We start from the raw sequence: 13,767 nt of genomic DNA on the forward strand, positions 1-13,767 counted from the left end.
CGGAATGAAATGCCTGCGTCCGATAGGTGTTGCGCTCGGCTGCACGATGCTGGCGAGCGGCGCGATGGCGCAGCTCTCGATCACGCCGCCGGCACAGACGCCGCCCGCGAAGAAGGAGGCTCCGAAGCCGAAGGTGCATTCGCCGGTCGCGAAGAAGCCGACGCCCAAGCCCGCCGCCTCCGCGACGCCGAAGCCTGCCGCATCTCCGACTCCCTCGCCGACCCCGACCCAGGCCGTCGACGATCCCAATGTCGACCTCGTTTACGGCGCCTATCAGCGCGGCATGTACAAGACCGCGTTCGACCTCGCGACCGTGCGCGCGCAGAACAACAACGATGCCAAGGCCATGACGATGCTGGGCGAGCTCTATGCCAATGGGCTCGGCGTCAAGCGCGACTACGTCAAGGCCGACGAGTGGTACAAGCGCGCCTCCGACGCCGGCGACCGCGAGGCGATGTTCGCGCTCGCCATGATGAAGATCGCGGGTCGCGGCGGCACCGTCGACAAGGATGCCGCGGTCAAGCTGCTGGCGTCGTCGGCCAAACTCGGCGAGCCGAAGGCCGCCTATAATCTCGCGCTGCTCTATCTCGACGGCCAGACCCTGCCGCAGGACCTCCGCCGGTCCGCCGAGCTCTTGCGCATGGCCGCCGACGCCGGCAGCCCCGAGGCGCAATACGCGCTCGCGACCTTCTACAAGGAAGGCACCGGCGTGCCGAAGGACCTCGAGAAGGCGGCGCGGCTGCTGCAGGCCGCCTCGCTGGCCGACAATGTCGATGCCGAGGTCGAATATGCCATCGCGCTCTACAACGGCTCGGGCACGCCGCGGAACGTGCCGGCGGCGGTCGCGCTGCTGCGCAAGGCGGCCCGGCAGAACAGCGCGATCGCGCAAAACCGCCTCGCCCATGTGCTGGCGACCGGCGCCGGCGCCCCGGTGGACAAGGTCGAGGCGCTGAAATGGCACACGGTCGCCAAGACCGCCGGCAAGGGCGACCCCGATCTCGACGACATCCTGGCCGATATGAGCCCGGAAGACCGCGCCAAGGGCGAGGCAGCCGCGCGAAAATGGATCGGAAACAACGTCAAATGACGCCTTGACGGCGCCACTTCCAGAGGGCACCCAGTCCGAAACTAAGGGCGCCACAGGCCGTTTCCCGTCATCCTGAGGTGCGAGCGGAGCGAGCCTCGAAGGATCGACGGCCCCGGACCGGGCCGTCGATCCTTCGAGGCGCGCGTTCCGCGCTCCTCAGGATGACGGGCAGGGTCTTGCTACGCTGCCCGATCGATTTCCAACGCTCGAAAGCCACTAGCTTCCATCATGCTCTATTCCGCTGTCATCAATGTCATGGTCAAGGCCGCGCGCCGCGCCGGCCGCAGCCTCAAGCGCGACCTCGGCGAGATCGAACATCTCCAGGTGTCGCTGAAGGGGCCGGCGAACTTCGTCTCGCTCGCCGACAAGCGCGCCGAGGAGATGCTCTACACCGACCTCGAGAAGGCCCGGCCCGGCTACGGGTTCCTCGGCGAGGAAGGCGGCAAGCGCGAAGGCAGCGACAAGAGCCACACCTGGATCGTCGATCCCCTGGATGGCACCACCAACTTCCTGCACGGCATCCCGCAATTCGCGATCTCGATCGGGCTCAAGCGCGAGGACACCGTGATCGCCGGCGTGATCTACAATCCCGCCAACGATGAGCTCTACATTGCCGAGCGCGGCAAGGGCGCGTTTCTGAACGACCAGCGGCTGCGCGTCGCCGGCCGCCGCCAGCTCAACGAATGCGTGGTCGCCTGCGGGCTGCCGCATATCGGCCGCGGCAATCACCAGCTGGCGCTGCAGGAGATGGCCGCGCTGCAGACGAAGGTCGCGGGCTTCCGCCGCTTCGGCGCCGCCTCGCTCGACCTCGCCTTCGTCGCCGCCGGCCGGCTCGACGGCTATTGGGAGCGCAACCTGCAGGCCTGGGACGTCGCGGCCGGCCTGCTGATGGTCCGCGAAGCCGGCGGCACCGTCTCGGGCATCCAGGGCAATGACGACCCGCTGCAGACCGGCCACGTGGTCTGCGGCAACGAGTTCGTGCACGGCGAGCTGATCAAGATCCTGAAGCCGCTCGGGCAGTAGCGCGACGGCGCGATCTATTCGTCGTCATCATCGTCATCGTCATCCTGGTCGTCTTCCCGGTCACGAAATTCACCGCCAGCGGTCAGGCCCTCGATGGTGGTGGCGCCCTTCGCCTTGATCACCCGGCGGAGCGGCACCGAGCTCTCGCTGCGCAGTGCCTCCATCAGTTGTTCCGAATGGGTGACGATCCAGATGTCGGCGCGGCGCGACGCCTTGGCGATCAACCTCGCCAATGGCGCCAACAGCGATGGATGCAGGCTGGTCTCGGGCTCGTTCAGCGCGATGAACGGCGGCAGGCGATAGCCCATGAACACGGCGAGCAGGCAGATATATTTCAGCGTGCCGTCGGATAGTTCGTGCGCCTTGAACGGGCGCGGCATGTCCGCCTGCCGCAACTCGAATTCGCAGCGCCCGTTTGCTTCCCATGCCCGGAGCTCGGCACCGGGGAATGCATCCTCGATCGCATCCTGCAGGTCGGCCGCATCCTCCCTGATCGCGTAGAGCGTTGCCAAAACGGCAGCCAGGTCGCTGCCATCGGCGCTCAGCGACGGCGTCGTGATCGCGAGGCAGGGCTTGCGGATCGGCGACGCCGGATCGGTGCGGAAATCGTGATAGAAGCGCCAGCTCTGCAAGGCGTTCCTGATCAAGCCGACTTCGGGACATGTCTGGCCGTCGAGGAAATCGGCGAGCGCGGTTTCCGATGGCAACACCGCATTCTTGTGCTCGCTCCAGGCGCCGCTCTCGCCGCGGACGCTGACATGTGAATTCGTCCGCTCCATCATCAGGACTTTCCGCTTGCCGTGGAACGCCTCGATGCGTTCGGACTTGATCATCGGCTCGCCGGGAAATGCCGCCTCGACCGGGCCCGGATGTCCGAGTTCGATCGCGTATTTGATGTTGTCGAATCTGGCCGCCAATCGCAGCCGCCCGTCCTCGCCGCGCTGGCGCATGCCTGACCAGCAGACCGAGTTCAATCCGCCCTCGTCGGCGATCGTGCGCGTGATCCGGCCGGTCGCCGCGTCGCGCAGCAGCGACAGCGACTTGTAGAGATTGGATTTGCCGACGCCGTTCTCGCCGACGAAGACCGACAGCGGTTGAATGGCCATCGAGAGCCGCCGGATCGAGCGATAGTTCGAGATCGCAATATCGCTCGGCCGCATCGCATGCTCTCAATCTCCGGGTTGCCCGACCGCTCCCCGTTCAATCCAGAGCTGCAATCTGGATTGACTATGCTGGAAAAGCAAGCCGGAGGCGCCGCCGACGGACATCAGTGGCCTCCCCTTGCCGGCGCAGGCGGTCCGTAGACTTCGGCAGTCTCCGCGGCCTTCTCCCGGTCGCCGGCCAGCACGCGCTGCACGCTGACGAAGAACACCGGCACCAGGAGCAGCGCAAGGATCACCACTGCGATCATGCCGCCCATCACGGAGGTGCCGAGCGCCTGCTGGCTGGCACCACCGGCGCCGGTCGCAATCGCCATCGGAAGCACGCCGCAGACGAACGCGAGACCGGTCATCAGGATTGGGCGGAATCTGAGGCTGCACGCCTCGATGGTCGCCTCGACCAGCGGCTTGCCCTGCGCGCGCAGGTCCTTGGCGAACTCGATGATCAGGATCGCATCCTTCGCCGCAAGACCGATGATGGTGATCAGGCCGACGGTGAAATAGACGTCGTTGGAGAGCCCGCGCATCGTCGCCGCCACCACCGCGCCGAGAATGCCGAGCGGAATGGTGAGCAGCACCGCGAGCGGAATGGTCCAGCTCTCATAGAGCGCGGCGAGCAGCAGGAACACCACCAGCACCGAGAGCGCGAGCAAGAACGGCGCCTGCGAGCCCGACAGCTTCTCCTGCAGCGATTGGCCGGTCCATTCATAGCCGAAGCCGCGCGGCAACTTGTCGGCAAGCCGCTCCATCTCGGCGATCGCATCGCCCGAGGTGAAACCCGGCCGCGCCTCGCCGGAGATGCGCACCGCCGGATAGTAGTTGAAGCCCGCGATCTGCGTCGGCCCCTTCGTCCACTCGATGGTGGCGAAGGCCGAGAACGGCACCAGCTGGCCGCGGCTGTTCTTGACGTTGTAGTTGAGAATATCGTCCGCGTTCATGCGGCTGGTCTTGTCGGCCTGCACGATGACGCGCTGCATGCGCCCGCGGTTCGGGAAGTCGTTGATGTAGTTCGAGCCGAGATTGGTCGAGATCGTGTTGTTGATGTCCTCGAAGGTGAGGCCGAACGCGCCCGCCTTCTCGCGGTCGATCATCAGATTGACCTGCGGCGCCGGCGGCAGGCCTTCGACATAGACCTTCTGCAGCACAGGACTGGCATTGGCCTCCGCGATCAGGCGATCGGATGCGGCGATCAGCGCCGAATAGCCCTTCTGGCCGCGGTCCTGCAGGCGGAACGAGAAGCCCGAGGAGTTGCCGAGGTTGTCGATCGGCGGCGGCTGCAACGCCGAGATCCTGGCGTCGCGGATCGACGACAAGTCGCGGTTGATGTCGGCAACGATGGCGGCGGCGGAATCCTTCGGGCCGCGCTCCGACCAGTCCTTCAGGGTGATGAAGGCCTGCGCGGTGTTCATACCCTGGCCGAGGAAGCTGAATCCGGTGAGGAACGTGACGTTCTCGATGCCGGCGCGGTCCTTGAGGTACTTCTCGACCTGCTCGACCGCGGCTTCGGTCCGGGCATAGGACGACTCCGACGGCGTCTGCACGTCGGTCGTGATGAAGCCCTGGTCGTCGACCGGCAGGAAGCCGCCGGGCAGCCGCACGAAGCCGTAGGCGACGCCGAGGAACAGCACGAGGTAGATCAGCATCAGGCGGCCAGTGCGCTTCAGCGAACCCTGCACGGTGCGGGTATAGCCCGCGCGGCTGGTGTCGAGCACGCGGTTGAACCAGCCGAACACGCCCTTGCTGGCATGGCCGTGGCCCTTCTTGACCGGCTTGAGCAGCGTCGCGCACAGCGCCGGCGTCAGCGACAGCGCGAGCAGCGCCGAGAACGCGATCGCCGCCACCATGGTGACCGAGAACTGCCGGTAGATGATGCCGACCGAGCCAGGGAAGAACGCCATCGGCACGAACACCGCCATCAGCACCAGCGTGATGCCGATGATGGCGCCGGTGATCTGCGACATCGCCTTCTTGGTGGCTTCCTTCGGCGGCAGGCCTTCCTCCGCCATGATGCGTTCGACGTTCTCGACCACGACGATGGCGTCGTCGACGAGGATGCCGACCGCCAGCACCATGCCGAACATGGTCAGCATGTTGATCGAGAAGCCCGCGATCATCAGCGTGGCGCAGGCGCCCAACAGCGCCACCGGAACCACGATGGTCGGGATGATGGTGTAACGGATGTTCTGCAGAAACAGGAACATCACGACGAACACCAGCACTACGGCCTCGACCAGCGTCGTCAACACCTTCTTGATCGAAGCCTCGACCACCGGCGTGATGTTGTAGGGGATTTCGTAGGAGATGTTGGCCGGGAAGAAGCGCGACAGCTCCTTCATCTTGGCTTCGACCGCGCTCGCGGTCGCCAGCGCATTGCCCTTCGGCGACAGCAGCACCGAGAGGCCGGCGGTCGGCTTGCCGTCCAGGCGCGTGTTGAACTGGTAGCTGAGGCCGCCGACCTCGATCCGCGCGACGTCGCGCAGGCGGACCGTCGAACCGTCATTGTTGGCGCGCAGGATGATGGCGCCGAATTCGTCGGGCGAGGACAGCTGGCCCTTCACCAGCACCTGCGCGGAAATCTTCTGCGTATCGGTGCTCGGCTCGGCGCCGATGCTGCCGGAGGCGACCTGGGCGTTCTGCGCCGTGATCGCCTTGTTGACGTCGTCGGCGGACAGGCCGTAGCCGACCAGCTTGGCCGGATCGATCCAGATTCGCAGGCTGCGTTCGGTCGAATACAGCGTGGCGCGGCCGACGCCGGGGATGCGGCGCACCTCGCCCAGCACGTTGCGGATCATGAAGTCGCCGAGGCCGACCTCGTCGAGGCTGCCGTCGGTCGAGTTCAGCGTGATGATCTGCAGCACGGCTGATGAGGCTTCCTCGACCAGGATGCCCTGCTGGATCACGGCGCGCGGCAGCCGCGCCTCGACGCGCTTGAGGCGGTTCTGCACCTCGACCGAGGCCTGGCTGGTGTCGGTGCCCGGCTTGAAGTTGGCGATGATCTCGACCTGGCCGAGCGAGTCGGAGGTCGATTCGAAGTTCAGGATGTTGGCGGCGCCGTTGAGCTCCTCCTCGATCAGCCGCGTCACGCTGTTGTAGAGGTTCTCCGGCGACGCGCCGGGATAGCTGGTCGAGATCGAGATCGACGGCGGTGCGATGATCGGATATTGCGCGACCGCGAGCAGCGGGATCGAGATCGCGCCGATCAGGCAGATGAACAGCGCGACGACCCAGGCGAAGATCGGCCTGTCGATGAAGAAGCTAGGCATGTCGGATCACCGCACCGCGTGCGCGGTCTGGTGCGAATCCGTCGGTGCTGCAGCTGCGTCGACCTCGCGCCAGGCTTGCGGCCGGACCTTGTCGCCGGCGGCGAATTTCTGGAACCCCTCGACGACGACCTTGTCGCCGGCCTTCAGGCCGTCGGTCACGAACCAGGAACCACCCTGCAGCGAGCCGGTGCGCACCGGCTGCACCGCGACGTGATTGTCGGCCTTGACGACGAACACCTCGCTGCCGCCGCCGCCATTGCGCTGGATCGCCTGCTGCGGCACGGCAATCGCATCGCTGTCGATGCCCTGCTCGATCAGCACGCGCACATACATGCCCGGCAGCAGGATGCGATGCGGGTTCGGGAACTCGCCACGCAACGTCACCTGCCCGGTATAGGCGTCGACCTTGGCGTCAGAGAACAGCAGCTTGCCCGGCAGCGGGTAGATCGAGCCGTCGTCGAGCACGAGGCGCACCTTCATCGCGTCGGGCGCGATGCGGTCGAGGTCGCCGCTCTCGAAGGCGCGGCGGAGCTGGTTCATCTCGGTCACCGACTGCTGGAAGTCGGCGTAGATCGGATCGAGCTGCTGGATGGTCGCAAGGCTCGCGGCGTCGTTCTGCACGACGAGGGCGCCCTCGCTGACCAGCGCAGCACCGATGGTGCCGTCGATCGGCGCACGAATGGTTGCGTAATCCAGGTTGAGCTTGGCGCGGGCAACATCGGCCTCGCGGCCCTGAACGTCGGCTTCGGCTCCCTTCAGCGTCGCGATCGCCTTTTCATTCTCGGCTTCCGGCGCGGCGCGCTGGCTGGTCAGGGTGGCGATACGGCGAGCTTGCAGCGCGGCCTGCTCGAGCACGGCCTTGGCGCGCGCCAGCGCCGCCTCGGTCGACTGCAATTCGACTTCGAACGGGCGCGGATCGATCTGGTACAGGGGATCGCCGACCTTCACCTCGCTGCCCTGATGGAACATGCGGTTGACGATGATGCCCGAGACGCGCGGCCGCACCTCGGAGACACGGGTCGGCGCAATGCGGCCCGGCAGCTCGCGCACCATCGCGCGCGACTGCGGCCTCACGGTGACGACACTGACGTCCGGCTCGGGTGCTTGTACGGCGGCGGTTGCGGTGTTCGGCTCGTCGCAGCCAGCAAGCATTGGCGCGAGGGCAGCCAGCATCAATGCAATGCATGCCGATTGCGCGCGAAGTCCAGACATTGAGATGATCGCCCCTGATAGGTTTGAAGAAACGAACAGCGATGTCACTGCGACACCGCTCGTTTTGCTGCGTGGAAAATAAAACCCGTTTGCTGCGACGCAAAGCGTTTGTCGGGCGGCTCATTGTCACACAAACCTATCACCCTGATTTTTCGGCATGTTTTATCGACTCACTGCATTGTGAGCAGGTTCCATCGCAAGCTGTGGGAATGCATTAAGGACTGCGTGCACGGGAATCCGGCCATTTTACCCTGCGCGGAATGCCGCACCTCGCGACACCGAGACAATCGGACCGAATCACCCTGCGTCGCGCTCGTCCCCCAAGGACACGTGCAAACCGACCACATCTCGCGATCTGCGGGTGGGGTATGCAGCTCTGTGGATGGTGATGCGCCGACCGGTCGGAAAGCCGTGCAAAGCGGCAACGGCCCACGAGATTCCAACCCAAGGTCCTGTTTGCTGCCCCTGGAATCGGCTTTCCTCACTCCGCCGCTGTGCCATATTGCTCGCAGATGCGGCCTTCGCGAACGGATGACCCGGCAATGCCTCCTTCCCGCTCCGACATGGAGATCGAATTGAGCAAGCTGTCCTCGCCCCGGATCTTCCTGGTGCGGATGCTGGTGTTCCTGGTGCTCTGCGGCCTGGTCGGGGTCGTGCTGTACAAGCAGATCGTCACTGCCTTCTTTGCCAATCCGGGACTGAACGCCCTGATCGGGGCGGTGCTGCTGATCGGCATCATCCTGGCGTTCCGCCAGGTGATCCGGCTCTATCCCGAGGTCGCCTGGGTCAACAATTTCCGCATCGCCGATCCCGGCCTTGCGATCGAGCGCCGCCCGACGCTGCTTGCCCCGATGGCCGCGATCCTCGGCGGCGAGCGCTCGGGGCGGATGTCGATCTCGCAGCAGACCATGCGGCATCTGCTCGATTCGATCGCAACCCGCCTCGATGAAGCCCGCGACATCTCGCGCTACATGACCGGCCTGCTGGTGTTCCTCGGCCTGCTCGGCACGTTCTGGGGCCTGATCGAGACGGTGGGCTCGGTCGGCAAGGTGATCGACGGGCTCAAAGTCGGCGGCGACGCCGGCGCACTGTTCGATACGCTGAAGGAAGGCCTCGCCGCGCCGCTCGGCGGCATGGGCATCTCGTTCTCGTCCTCGCTGTTCGGCCTTGCCGGCTCGCTGATCCTCGGCTTCCTCGACCTGCAGTCGAGCCAGGCCCAGAATCGCTTCTACACCGACCTCGAGGACTGGCTCGCCGGCACCGTGCGCGGCATTTCCGGCGATGAAGCCGGCGTCTCCGGCGACATGCAGGGCGCGATCGACCGGCTCCGCACCGCGCTCGAGGAAGGCGGCGGCGGCCGCAGCACCACGGCCGCGATGGCCAATCTCGCCGAGGCGATCCAGGGGCTGGTTGCGCATATGCGCACCGAGCAGCAGATGATCCGGGAATGGGCCGACGGCCAGGGCGAGCAGAACCGCGAGATCAAGCGGCTGCTCGAACGCCTCGCCCGCCAACCCGAGAAGAGCTAGCCGGGGAGCAAGCCCAAGGAGAGACCCATGGCCCTCGCCCGCTCGCGCCGCAGCGAATCCGGCTTCAACTACTGGCCCGGCTTTGTCGACGCATTGTCGACGCTGGTGCTGTCGATCGTGTTCCTGCTGTCGGTGTTCCTCGTCGTGCAGTTCTTCCTGTCGCAGGAGGTCACCGGCAAGGACAAGGCACTGGAACAGCTCACCGCCAAGATCGCCCAGCTCAACGACCTATTGTCGCTGGAGAAGCTCTCCAAGCTGACGCTCGACGACCAGGTGGCGCAGCTGCGCGCCGGGCTCGCTTCCGCGGAAGGCGAGCGCGACCGCATGAAGGGGCTCTATGAGGGACTCGCGAGTTCCGGCAGCGACGCGCAGGGCCGCGCCAACGAGCTCAACAAGGCGCTGGAGTCCGAGAAGGCCGTATCGTCGCGCGCATTGGCGCAGATCGAGCTGCTGAACCAGCAGATCAGCGCGCTGCGCCGCCAGCTCGCTGCGCTCGAAGAGGCGCTCGACGCCTCCGAAAAACGCGACAAGGAATCGCAGAACCGCATCGCGGATCTCGGCCAGCGCCTCAATGTCGCACTGGCGCAGCGGGTGCAGGAACTGTCGAAATACCGCTCGGAATTCTTCGGCCGGCTACGTGCGATCCTCGGCAACCGTCCCGATATCCGCGTCGTCGGCGACCGCTTCGTGTTCCAGTCGGAAGTGTTCTTCGACACCGGCCAGGCAACGCTGCTGCCCGAGGGCAAGACCGAACTCGAAACGGTCGCGAGCGCGCTGATCGATCTCGACAAGCAGATTCCGGCCGAGATCGCCTGGGTGCTTCGCGTCGACGGCCACACCGACGTACGGCCGATCAACAGCCCGCTGTTCAAGTCGAACTGGGAATTGTCCTCGGCGCGCGCGATCTCGGTGGTGCAGTACCTGGTCTCGCTCGGCGTGCCGGCGCAGCGTCTGGTCGCCGCCGGCTTTGCCGAATTCCAGCCGCTCGACGCCGCGCAGACCGAAGAGGCCTACAAGCGCAACCGCCGCATCGAGCTGAAGCTGACGGAAAAATGATCCGCATGTCGGCGTGGAATCCGTCATTGCCAGGCTTATCCCGGCGAGACGAGAGGCTGAAGTCGCGCCGCACGTACCGCCGTCGTCCCGGCGAAGGCCGAGACCCATACGCCGTGGCGGGTATTGTAGATGCAACTCTTCGTTGCAATCACACTTAACAATTCGCATCGGTGGTTATGGGTCCCGGCCTGCGCCGGGACGACGATGAGGATGGTTCTCGATTCATCGTCTCATACCACGCGGTGTCATCACCCGCGCATGCGCGCGCGTCCCGCAATGACAGAAGCGCTCAGCGTCCGACCATCCCGAGCAATTGCTCCGGATAGCGCGCGCCCTGCACCTCGATCGCATTCAGCGTCTTACCGATGTCGGCCAGATCGGCCGCGGTCAGTTCGATGCGCGCCGCGCCGACATTTTCCTCGAGCCGATTGAGCTTCGTGGTGCCCGGGATCGGCACGATCCACGGCTTCTGCGCCAGCAGCCAGGCCAGCGCGATCTGCGCTGACGTCGCGCCCTTGCCGGCCGCGATCCGGCCGAGCTGATCGACCAGCGCCTGGTTGGCACGGCGGGCTTCCGGCGCGAAGCGCGGCACGATGTTGCGGAAGTCGTCGCTCGCGAATGTCGTGGACGCATTGATCGCACCGGTGAGAAAGCCGCGGCCGAGCGGGCTGTACGGCACGAAACCGATGCCGAGTTCCTCCAGCAGCGGCAGGATCTCCGCCTCCACCCCGCGTTCCCACAGCGAATATTCGCTCTGCAATGCCGTGACCTTCTGCACGGCGTGGGCGCGGCGGATGGTCTGCACGCCGGCCTCCGACAGGCCGAAATGACGGACCTTGCCGGCGGCAACCAGGTCCTTCACGGTGCCGGCGACGTCCTCGATCGGAACCGCAGGATCGACCCGATGCTGATAGAACAGATCGATGACGTCGGTCTTCAGCCGTTTCAGCGAAGCGTCTGCAACCGCCCTGATGTGCTCGGGTCGGCTGTTCAGCGACCGGTGCCGCTCGGCCATGGAGCCGAGATCGAAGCCGAACTTGGTCGCGATCACGACCTGGTTGCGAACCGGCGCCAGCGCCTCGCCGACCAGCTCCTCGTTGACGAAGGGGCCGTAGACCTCCGCGGTATCGAAGAAAGTGACGCCGCGCTCGACGGCGCCGCGGAGCATGGCAATGCCCGCGGTCGTCTCGACCGCCGGGCCATAGGCGAAACTGAGGCCCATGCAGCCGAGGCCGACCGCCGAGACCTCGAGATTGCTGTTGCCGAGTTTGCGTTTCTGCATGGTGTCTCTCCGCATCGATGACTGGAATTCGTCGCCGCGGATTTAGGGCGTGCACCGGCGGGCCATTAGACGTAAAAATCCGGATGGACTTATGAGCAGGGTTCATGAATGTCGCGGCATGACGTCAACGACCTGATCGCCTTCCTCGCGGTGGCGCGCGAGCGCAGCTTCACCCGCGCCGCGGCGCGGCTCGGTGTGTCGCAATCGGCGCTCAGCCACACCATGCGCGCGCTGGAGGAACGGCTCGGCGTACGGCTTTTGACCCGCACCACGCGCAGCGTCGCGCCGACCGTCGCCGGCGAACGGCTGCTGCAAGGCATCGGCCCGCGCTTCGAGGAGATCGAAGCCGAGCTGTCAGCGCTCAGCGCGCTGCGCGAGAAGCCCGCCGGCACCATCCGCATCAACGCCGGCGAACACGCCGCCGAGACCATCCTGTGGCCGGCGCTGGCGGAGTTTTTGCCGCGCTATCCCGACATCAAGGTGGACTTGACCGTCGATAACGGTCTCGCGAACATCGTCGCGGAGCGCTTTGACGCCGGCGTTCGCCTCGGCGAGCAGCTCGCGAAAGACATGATCGCGGTGCGAATCGGGCCGGATTTCCGCATGGTCGTGGTCGGTGCTCCCTCCTATTTCAAGCGGCGGGAGCGCCCGAAACGACCGCAGGACCTGACCCAGCATGCCTGCATCAACATCCGCCTGCCGACCCATGGCGGCATCTATGCCTGGGAGTTCGAGCGGCGCGGACGCCCGCTCAAGGTCCGCGTCGACGGGCAATTGGTGTTCAACAGCACCCCATTGCGCATCAAGGCAGCGCTGGCCGGGCTGGGACTCGCCTATATCGCCGAGGATCAGGTGCGCGCGCAGCTCGCCAAGGGACAGTTGATCCAGGTGCTCGACGACTGGTGCACGCCGTTTCCGGGCTATCACCTCTATTATCCGAGCCGCCGGCAATCCTCGCCGGCGTTCGCCTTGCTGGTCGATGCGTTGCGCTACCGCGGCTGATCGCAAGCGGCGGCGCACCGGATGAGGCCGAAAGCGGTCTCGCGCAAGGCTATCGCAGCGCGGCTCCGTGATCATCGTCGCGGTTGACCACACGGATATTTGCTTCGTCCTGGCGAGGCGTCCGGGAACGCATCAAATGCGGCGGACGTTATGCTGGTATCGCAATCTCGCGGGCTTGGCGGATCTCGTCTCCGTCGCGGCTGTGGCTGTGCCTGTCGCCGCAGCCTCACCGCGCCATCTCGGACCAGCGCATGTTCAAGACCAAATTTGCCATCGTCGTCGCCGCCGGCCTCGTCCTCGCACCGGCCCAGCTTCTTGCGCAGAACACCGGCGGCACCCCGCTGCCGCCCAGGCCGGGCGACCGCGCCGCGCCGTCGAACGGCGTCGGCGGCACCGCGCTCCCGACCCAGTCCGGCCAGCGCGTCGCACCGTCTTCCGGCACCGGCGGCGGCAGCGCCGCACCCGCGCTACCGGGAGGTCCGACGGGCACCACGGGCAACGCCGATAACCAGCAGCAGAGGCGATGACGTGAGCCACGCTTGCGTAGGAAATTCCGACGTCAGCAATTGAACGAGCGGCCGATCGGCGATGGCCTGCGCCGAACGTCCATTCGCACATCGACTGATGAATTCTGCGCTAGGTCGCGCCGGCCGGCTCTGCGGCCGGTTCAACCGGCTCGGCTTCGGCCGTCACGAATTTGAGTCCGTAGGTCTTGCCGCGACGCCAGACCACCTCGCAAGGATAGCGCTTGGCATGATCGGCGAGCAGCGTCAGCGCGAGGCGGTCCTTCACCTCGAACTCGAACTCGGTCGTGATCTTGGCGCCGCCCGGCGAGATGTCGACCACGGCGCATTCGCTCTCGGTCGCGCCGTCGTCGACGGTGATCCAAGCCGCACGATTGTTGAGCTGGCGCCGCGGCTCGCGACTGACCTTGATCCGTGCTCCATTGCTCGCCATCATCGCTGTCCTTGAAGCCATTGGTCATTGAAAGACATTGCACGCCGTGCACGTCGCTCGACGCGTCCGGCACAGAACCGCAACGGCCACAATGCCGGCCCCCCGTAAAGCCCGGCTTAGCGCGATCGCTTGAACTTTACCGGAATCTTGACGGGGCTTTTAGCGAACAGGGATTCTGCAATTCCACCAGCGGGAT

Annotated in this window: 11 protein-coding genes; 6 read left to right on the top strand and 5 right to left on the bottom strand. The window is 65.7% G+C overall.

From position 1 onward, the window contains the following. Positions 1 to 4: 4 nt before the first annotated feature. Together QA639_RS36880 and QA639_RS36885 are read left to right on the top strand one after the other, a co-directional pair. Positions 5 to 1,087 carry a Sel1 repeat protein gene (locus tag QA639_RS36880; protein ID WP_050385257.1) on the top strand — a complete coding sequence of 361 codons (1,083 nt, stop codon included), beginning with the start codon at positions 5 to 7 and terminating at the stop codon, positions 1,085 to 1,087. 228 nt (positions 1,088 to 1,315) lie between these two features. After that, positions 1,316 to 2,110, top strand: a complete 795-nt coding sequence (locus tag QA639_RS36885; RefSeq protein WP_050385258.1) for an inositol monophosphatase family protein — start codon at positions 1,316 to 1,318, stop codon at positions 2,108 to 2,110. Positions 2,111 to 2,124: 14 nt separating this feature from the next. Here QA639_RS36885 and QA639_RS36890 read toward each other — a convergent pair whose 3' ends face one another. The 3 genes from QA639_RS36890 to QA639_RS36900 all read right to left on the bottom strand — a co-directional run bounded on the left by QA639_RS36890 (position 2,125) and on the right by QA639_RS36900 (position 7,745). Continuing rightward, positions 2,125 to 3,270, bottom strand: coding sequence for an AAA family ATPase (locus QA639_RS36890; protein WP_028332803.1), 1,146 nt, complete (start codon positions 3,268 to 3,270; stop codon positions 2,125 to 2,127). A 107-nt stretch (positions 3,271 to 3,377) separates the two neighbouring features. Then, positions 3,378 to 6,533 (bottom strand): multidrug efflux RND transporter permease subunit, encoded by a 3,156-nt coding sequence (locus QA639_RS36895; protein ID WP_283088589.1) that lies wholly within the window; start codon positions 6,531 to 6,533, stop codon positions 3,378 to 3,380. A 6-nt stretch (positions 6,534 to 6,539) separates the two neighbouring features. Continuing rightward, the gene (locus QA639_RS36900; RefSeq protein ID WP_152977667.1) at positions 6,540 to 7,745 is read right to left on the bottom strand and encodes an efflux RND transporter periplasmic adaptor subunit; all 1,206 of its coding nucleotides are present in this window, start codon (positions 7,743 to 7,745) and stop codon (positions 6,540 to 6,542) included. Between the two features lie 542 nt (positions 7,746 to 8,287). Between QA639_RS36900 and QA639_RS36905 the strand changes: the two genes are divergently transcribed. Both QA639_RS36905 and QA639_RS36910 read left to right on the top strand, forming a co-directional pair. Next, positions 8,288 to 9,274: a hypothetical protein gene (locus tag QA639_RS36905; protein WP_028332800.1), complete on the top strand. Its 987-nt coding sequence runs from the start codon at positions 8,288 to 8,290 to the stop codon at positions 9,272 to 9,274. 27 nt (positions 9,275 to 9,301) lie between these two features. Beyond that, positions 9,302 to 10,330, top strand: coding sequence for a peptidoglycan -binding protein (locus QA639_RS36910; protein ID WP_283088590.1), 1,029 nt, complete (start codon positions 9,302 to 9,304; stop codon positions 10,328 to 10,330). A 289-nt stretch (positions 10,331 to 10,619) separates the two neighbouring features. Here QA639_RS36910 and QA639_RS36915 read toward each other — a convergent pair whose 3' ends face one another. Further along, positions 10,620 to 11,612 carry an aldo/keto reductase gene (locus QA639_RS36915; protein ID WP_283088591.1) on the bottom strand — a complete coding sequence of 331 codons (993 nt, stop codon included), beginning with the start codon at positions 11,610 to 11,612 and terminating at the stop codon, positions 10,620 to 10,622. Positions 11,613 to 11,720: 108 nt separating this feature from the next. On the opposite strand from QA639_RS36915, the gene QA639_RS36920 reads away from it, so the two are divergent. Together QA639_RS36920 and QA639_RS36925 are read left to right on the top strand one after the other, a co-directional pair. Beyond that, positions 11,721 to 12,614: a LysR family transcriptional regulator gene (locus QA639_RS36920; protein WP_028333520.1), complete on the top strand. Its 894-nt coding sequence runs from the start codon at positions 11,721 to 11,723 to the stop codon at positions 12,612 to 12,614. A gap of 251 nt (positions 12,615 to 12,865) precedes the next feature. Continuing rightward, complete coding sequence (locus QA639_RS36925) at positions 12,866 to 13,141, top strand: hypothetical protein (protein WP_283088592.1); 276 nt, start codon at positions 12,866 to 12,868, stop codon at positions 13,139 to 13,141. Positions 13,142 to 13,250: 109 nt separating this feature from the next. Here QA639_RS36925 and QA639_RS36930 read toward each other — a convergent pair whose 3' ends face one another. Beyond that, positions 13,251 to 13,571, bottom strand: a complete 321-nt coding sequence (locus QA639_RS36930; RefSeq protein ID WP_283088593.1) for a PilZ domain-containing protein — start codon at positions 13,569 to 13,571, stop codon at positions 13,251 to 13,253. Positions 13,572 to 13,767 lie beyond the last annotated feature (196 nt).

The organism is Bradyrhizobium pachyrhizi, from assembly GCF_029714545.1.
In the GTDB taxonomy this organism is placed as follows: Bacteria; Pseudomonadota; Alphaproteobacteria; order Rhizobiales; family Xanthobacteraceae; genus Bradyrhizobium; species Bradyrhizobium pachyrhizi.

Coding starts and splice junctions, on each gene's coding strand:
- QA639_RS36885 (WP_050385258.1), top strand. CDS start 1,316: ATGCTCTATTCCGCTGTCATCAATGTCATGGTCAAGGCCGCGCGCCGC.
- QA639_RS36910 (WP_283088590.1), top strand. CDS start 9,302: ATGGCCCTCGCCCGCTCGCGCCGCAGCGAATCCGGCTTCAACTACTGG.
- QA639_RS36880 (WP_050385257.1), top strand. CDS start 5: ATGAAATGCCTGCGTCCGATAGGTGTTGCGCTCGGCTGCACGATGCTG.
- QA639_RS36895 (WP_283088589.1), bottom strand. CDS start 6,533: ATGCCTAGCTTCTTCATCGACAGGCCGATCTTCGCCTGGGTCGTCGCG.
- QA639_RS36900 (WP_152977667.1), bottom strand. CDS start 7,745: ATGTCTGGACTTCGCGCGCAATCGGCATGCATTGCATTGATGCTGGCT.
- QA639_RS36930 (WP_283088593.1), bottom strand. CDS start 13,571: ATGGCGAGCAATGGAGCACGGATCAAGGTCAGTCGCGAGCCGCGGCGC.
- QA639_RS36890 (WP_028332803.1), bottom strand. CDS start 3,270: ATGCGGCCGAGCGATATTGCGATCTCGAACTATCGCTCGATCCGGCGG.
- QA639_RS36905 (WP_028332800.1), top strand. CDS start 8,288: ATGCCTCCTTCCCGCTCCGACATGGAGATCGAATTGAGCAAGCTGTCC.
- QA639_RS36920 (WP_028333520.1), top strand. CDS start 11,721: ATGTCGCGGCATGACGTCAACGACCTGATCGCCTTCCTCGCGGTGGCG.
- QA639_RS36915 (WP_283088591.1), bottom strand. CDS start 11,612: ATGCAGAAACGCAAACTCGGCAACAGCAATCTCGAGGTCTCGGCGGTC.
- QA639_RS36925 (WP_283088592.1), top strand. CDS start 12,866: ATGTTCAAGACCAAATTTGCCATCGTCGTCGCCGCCGGCCTCGTCCTC.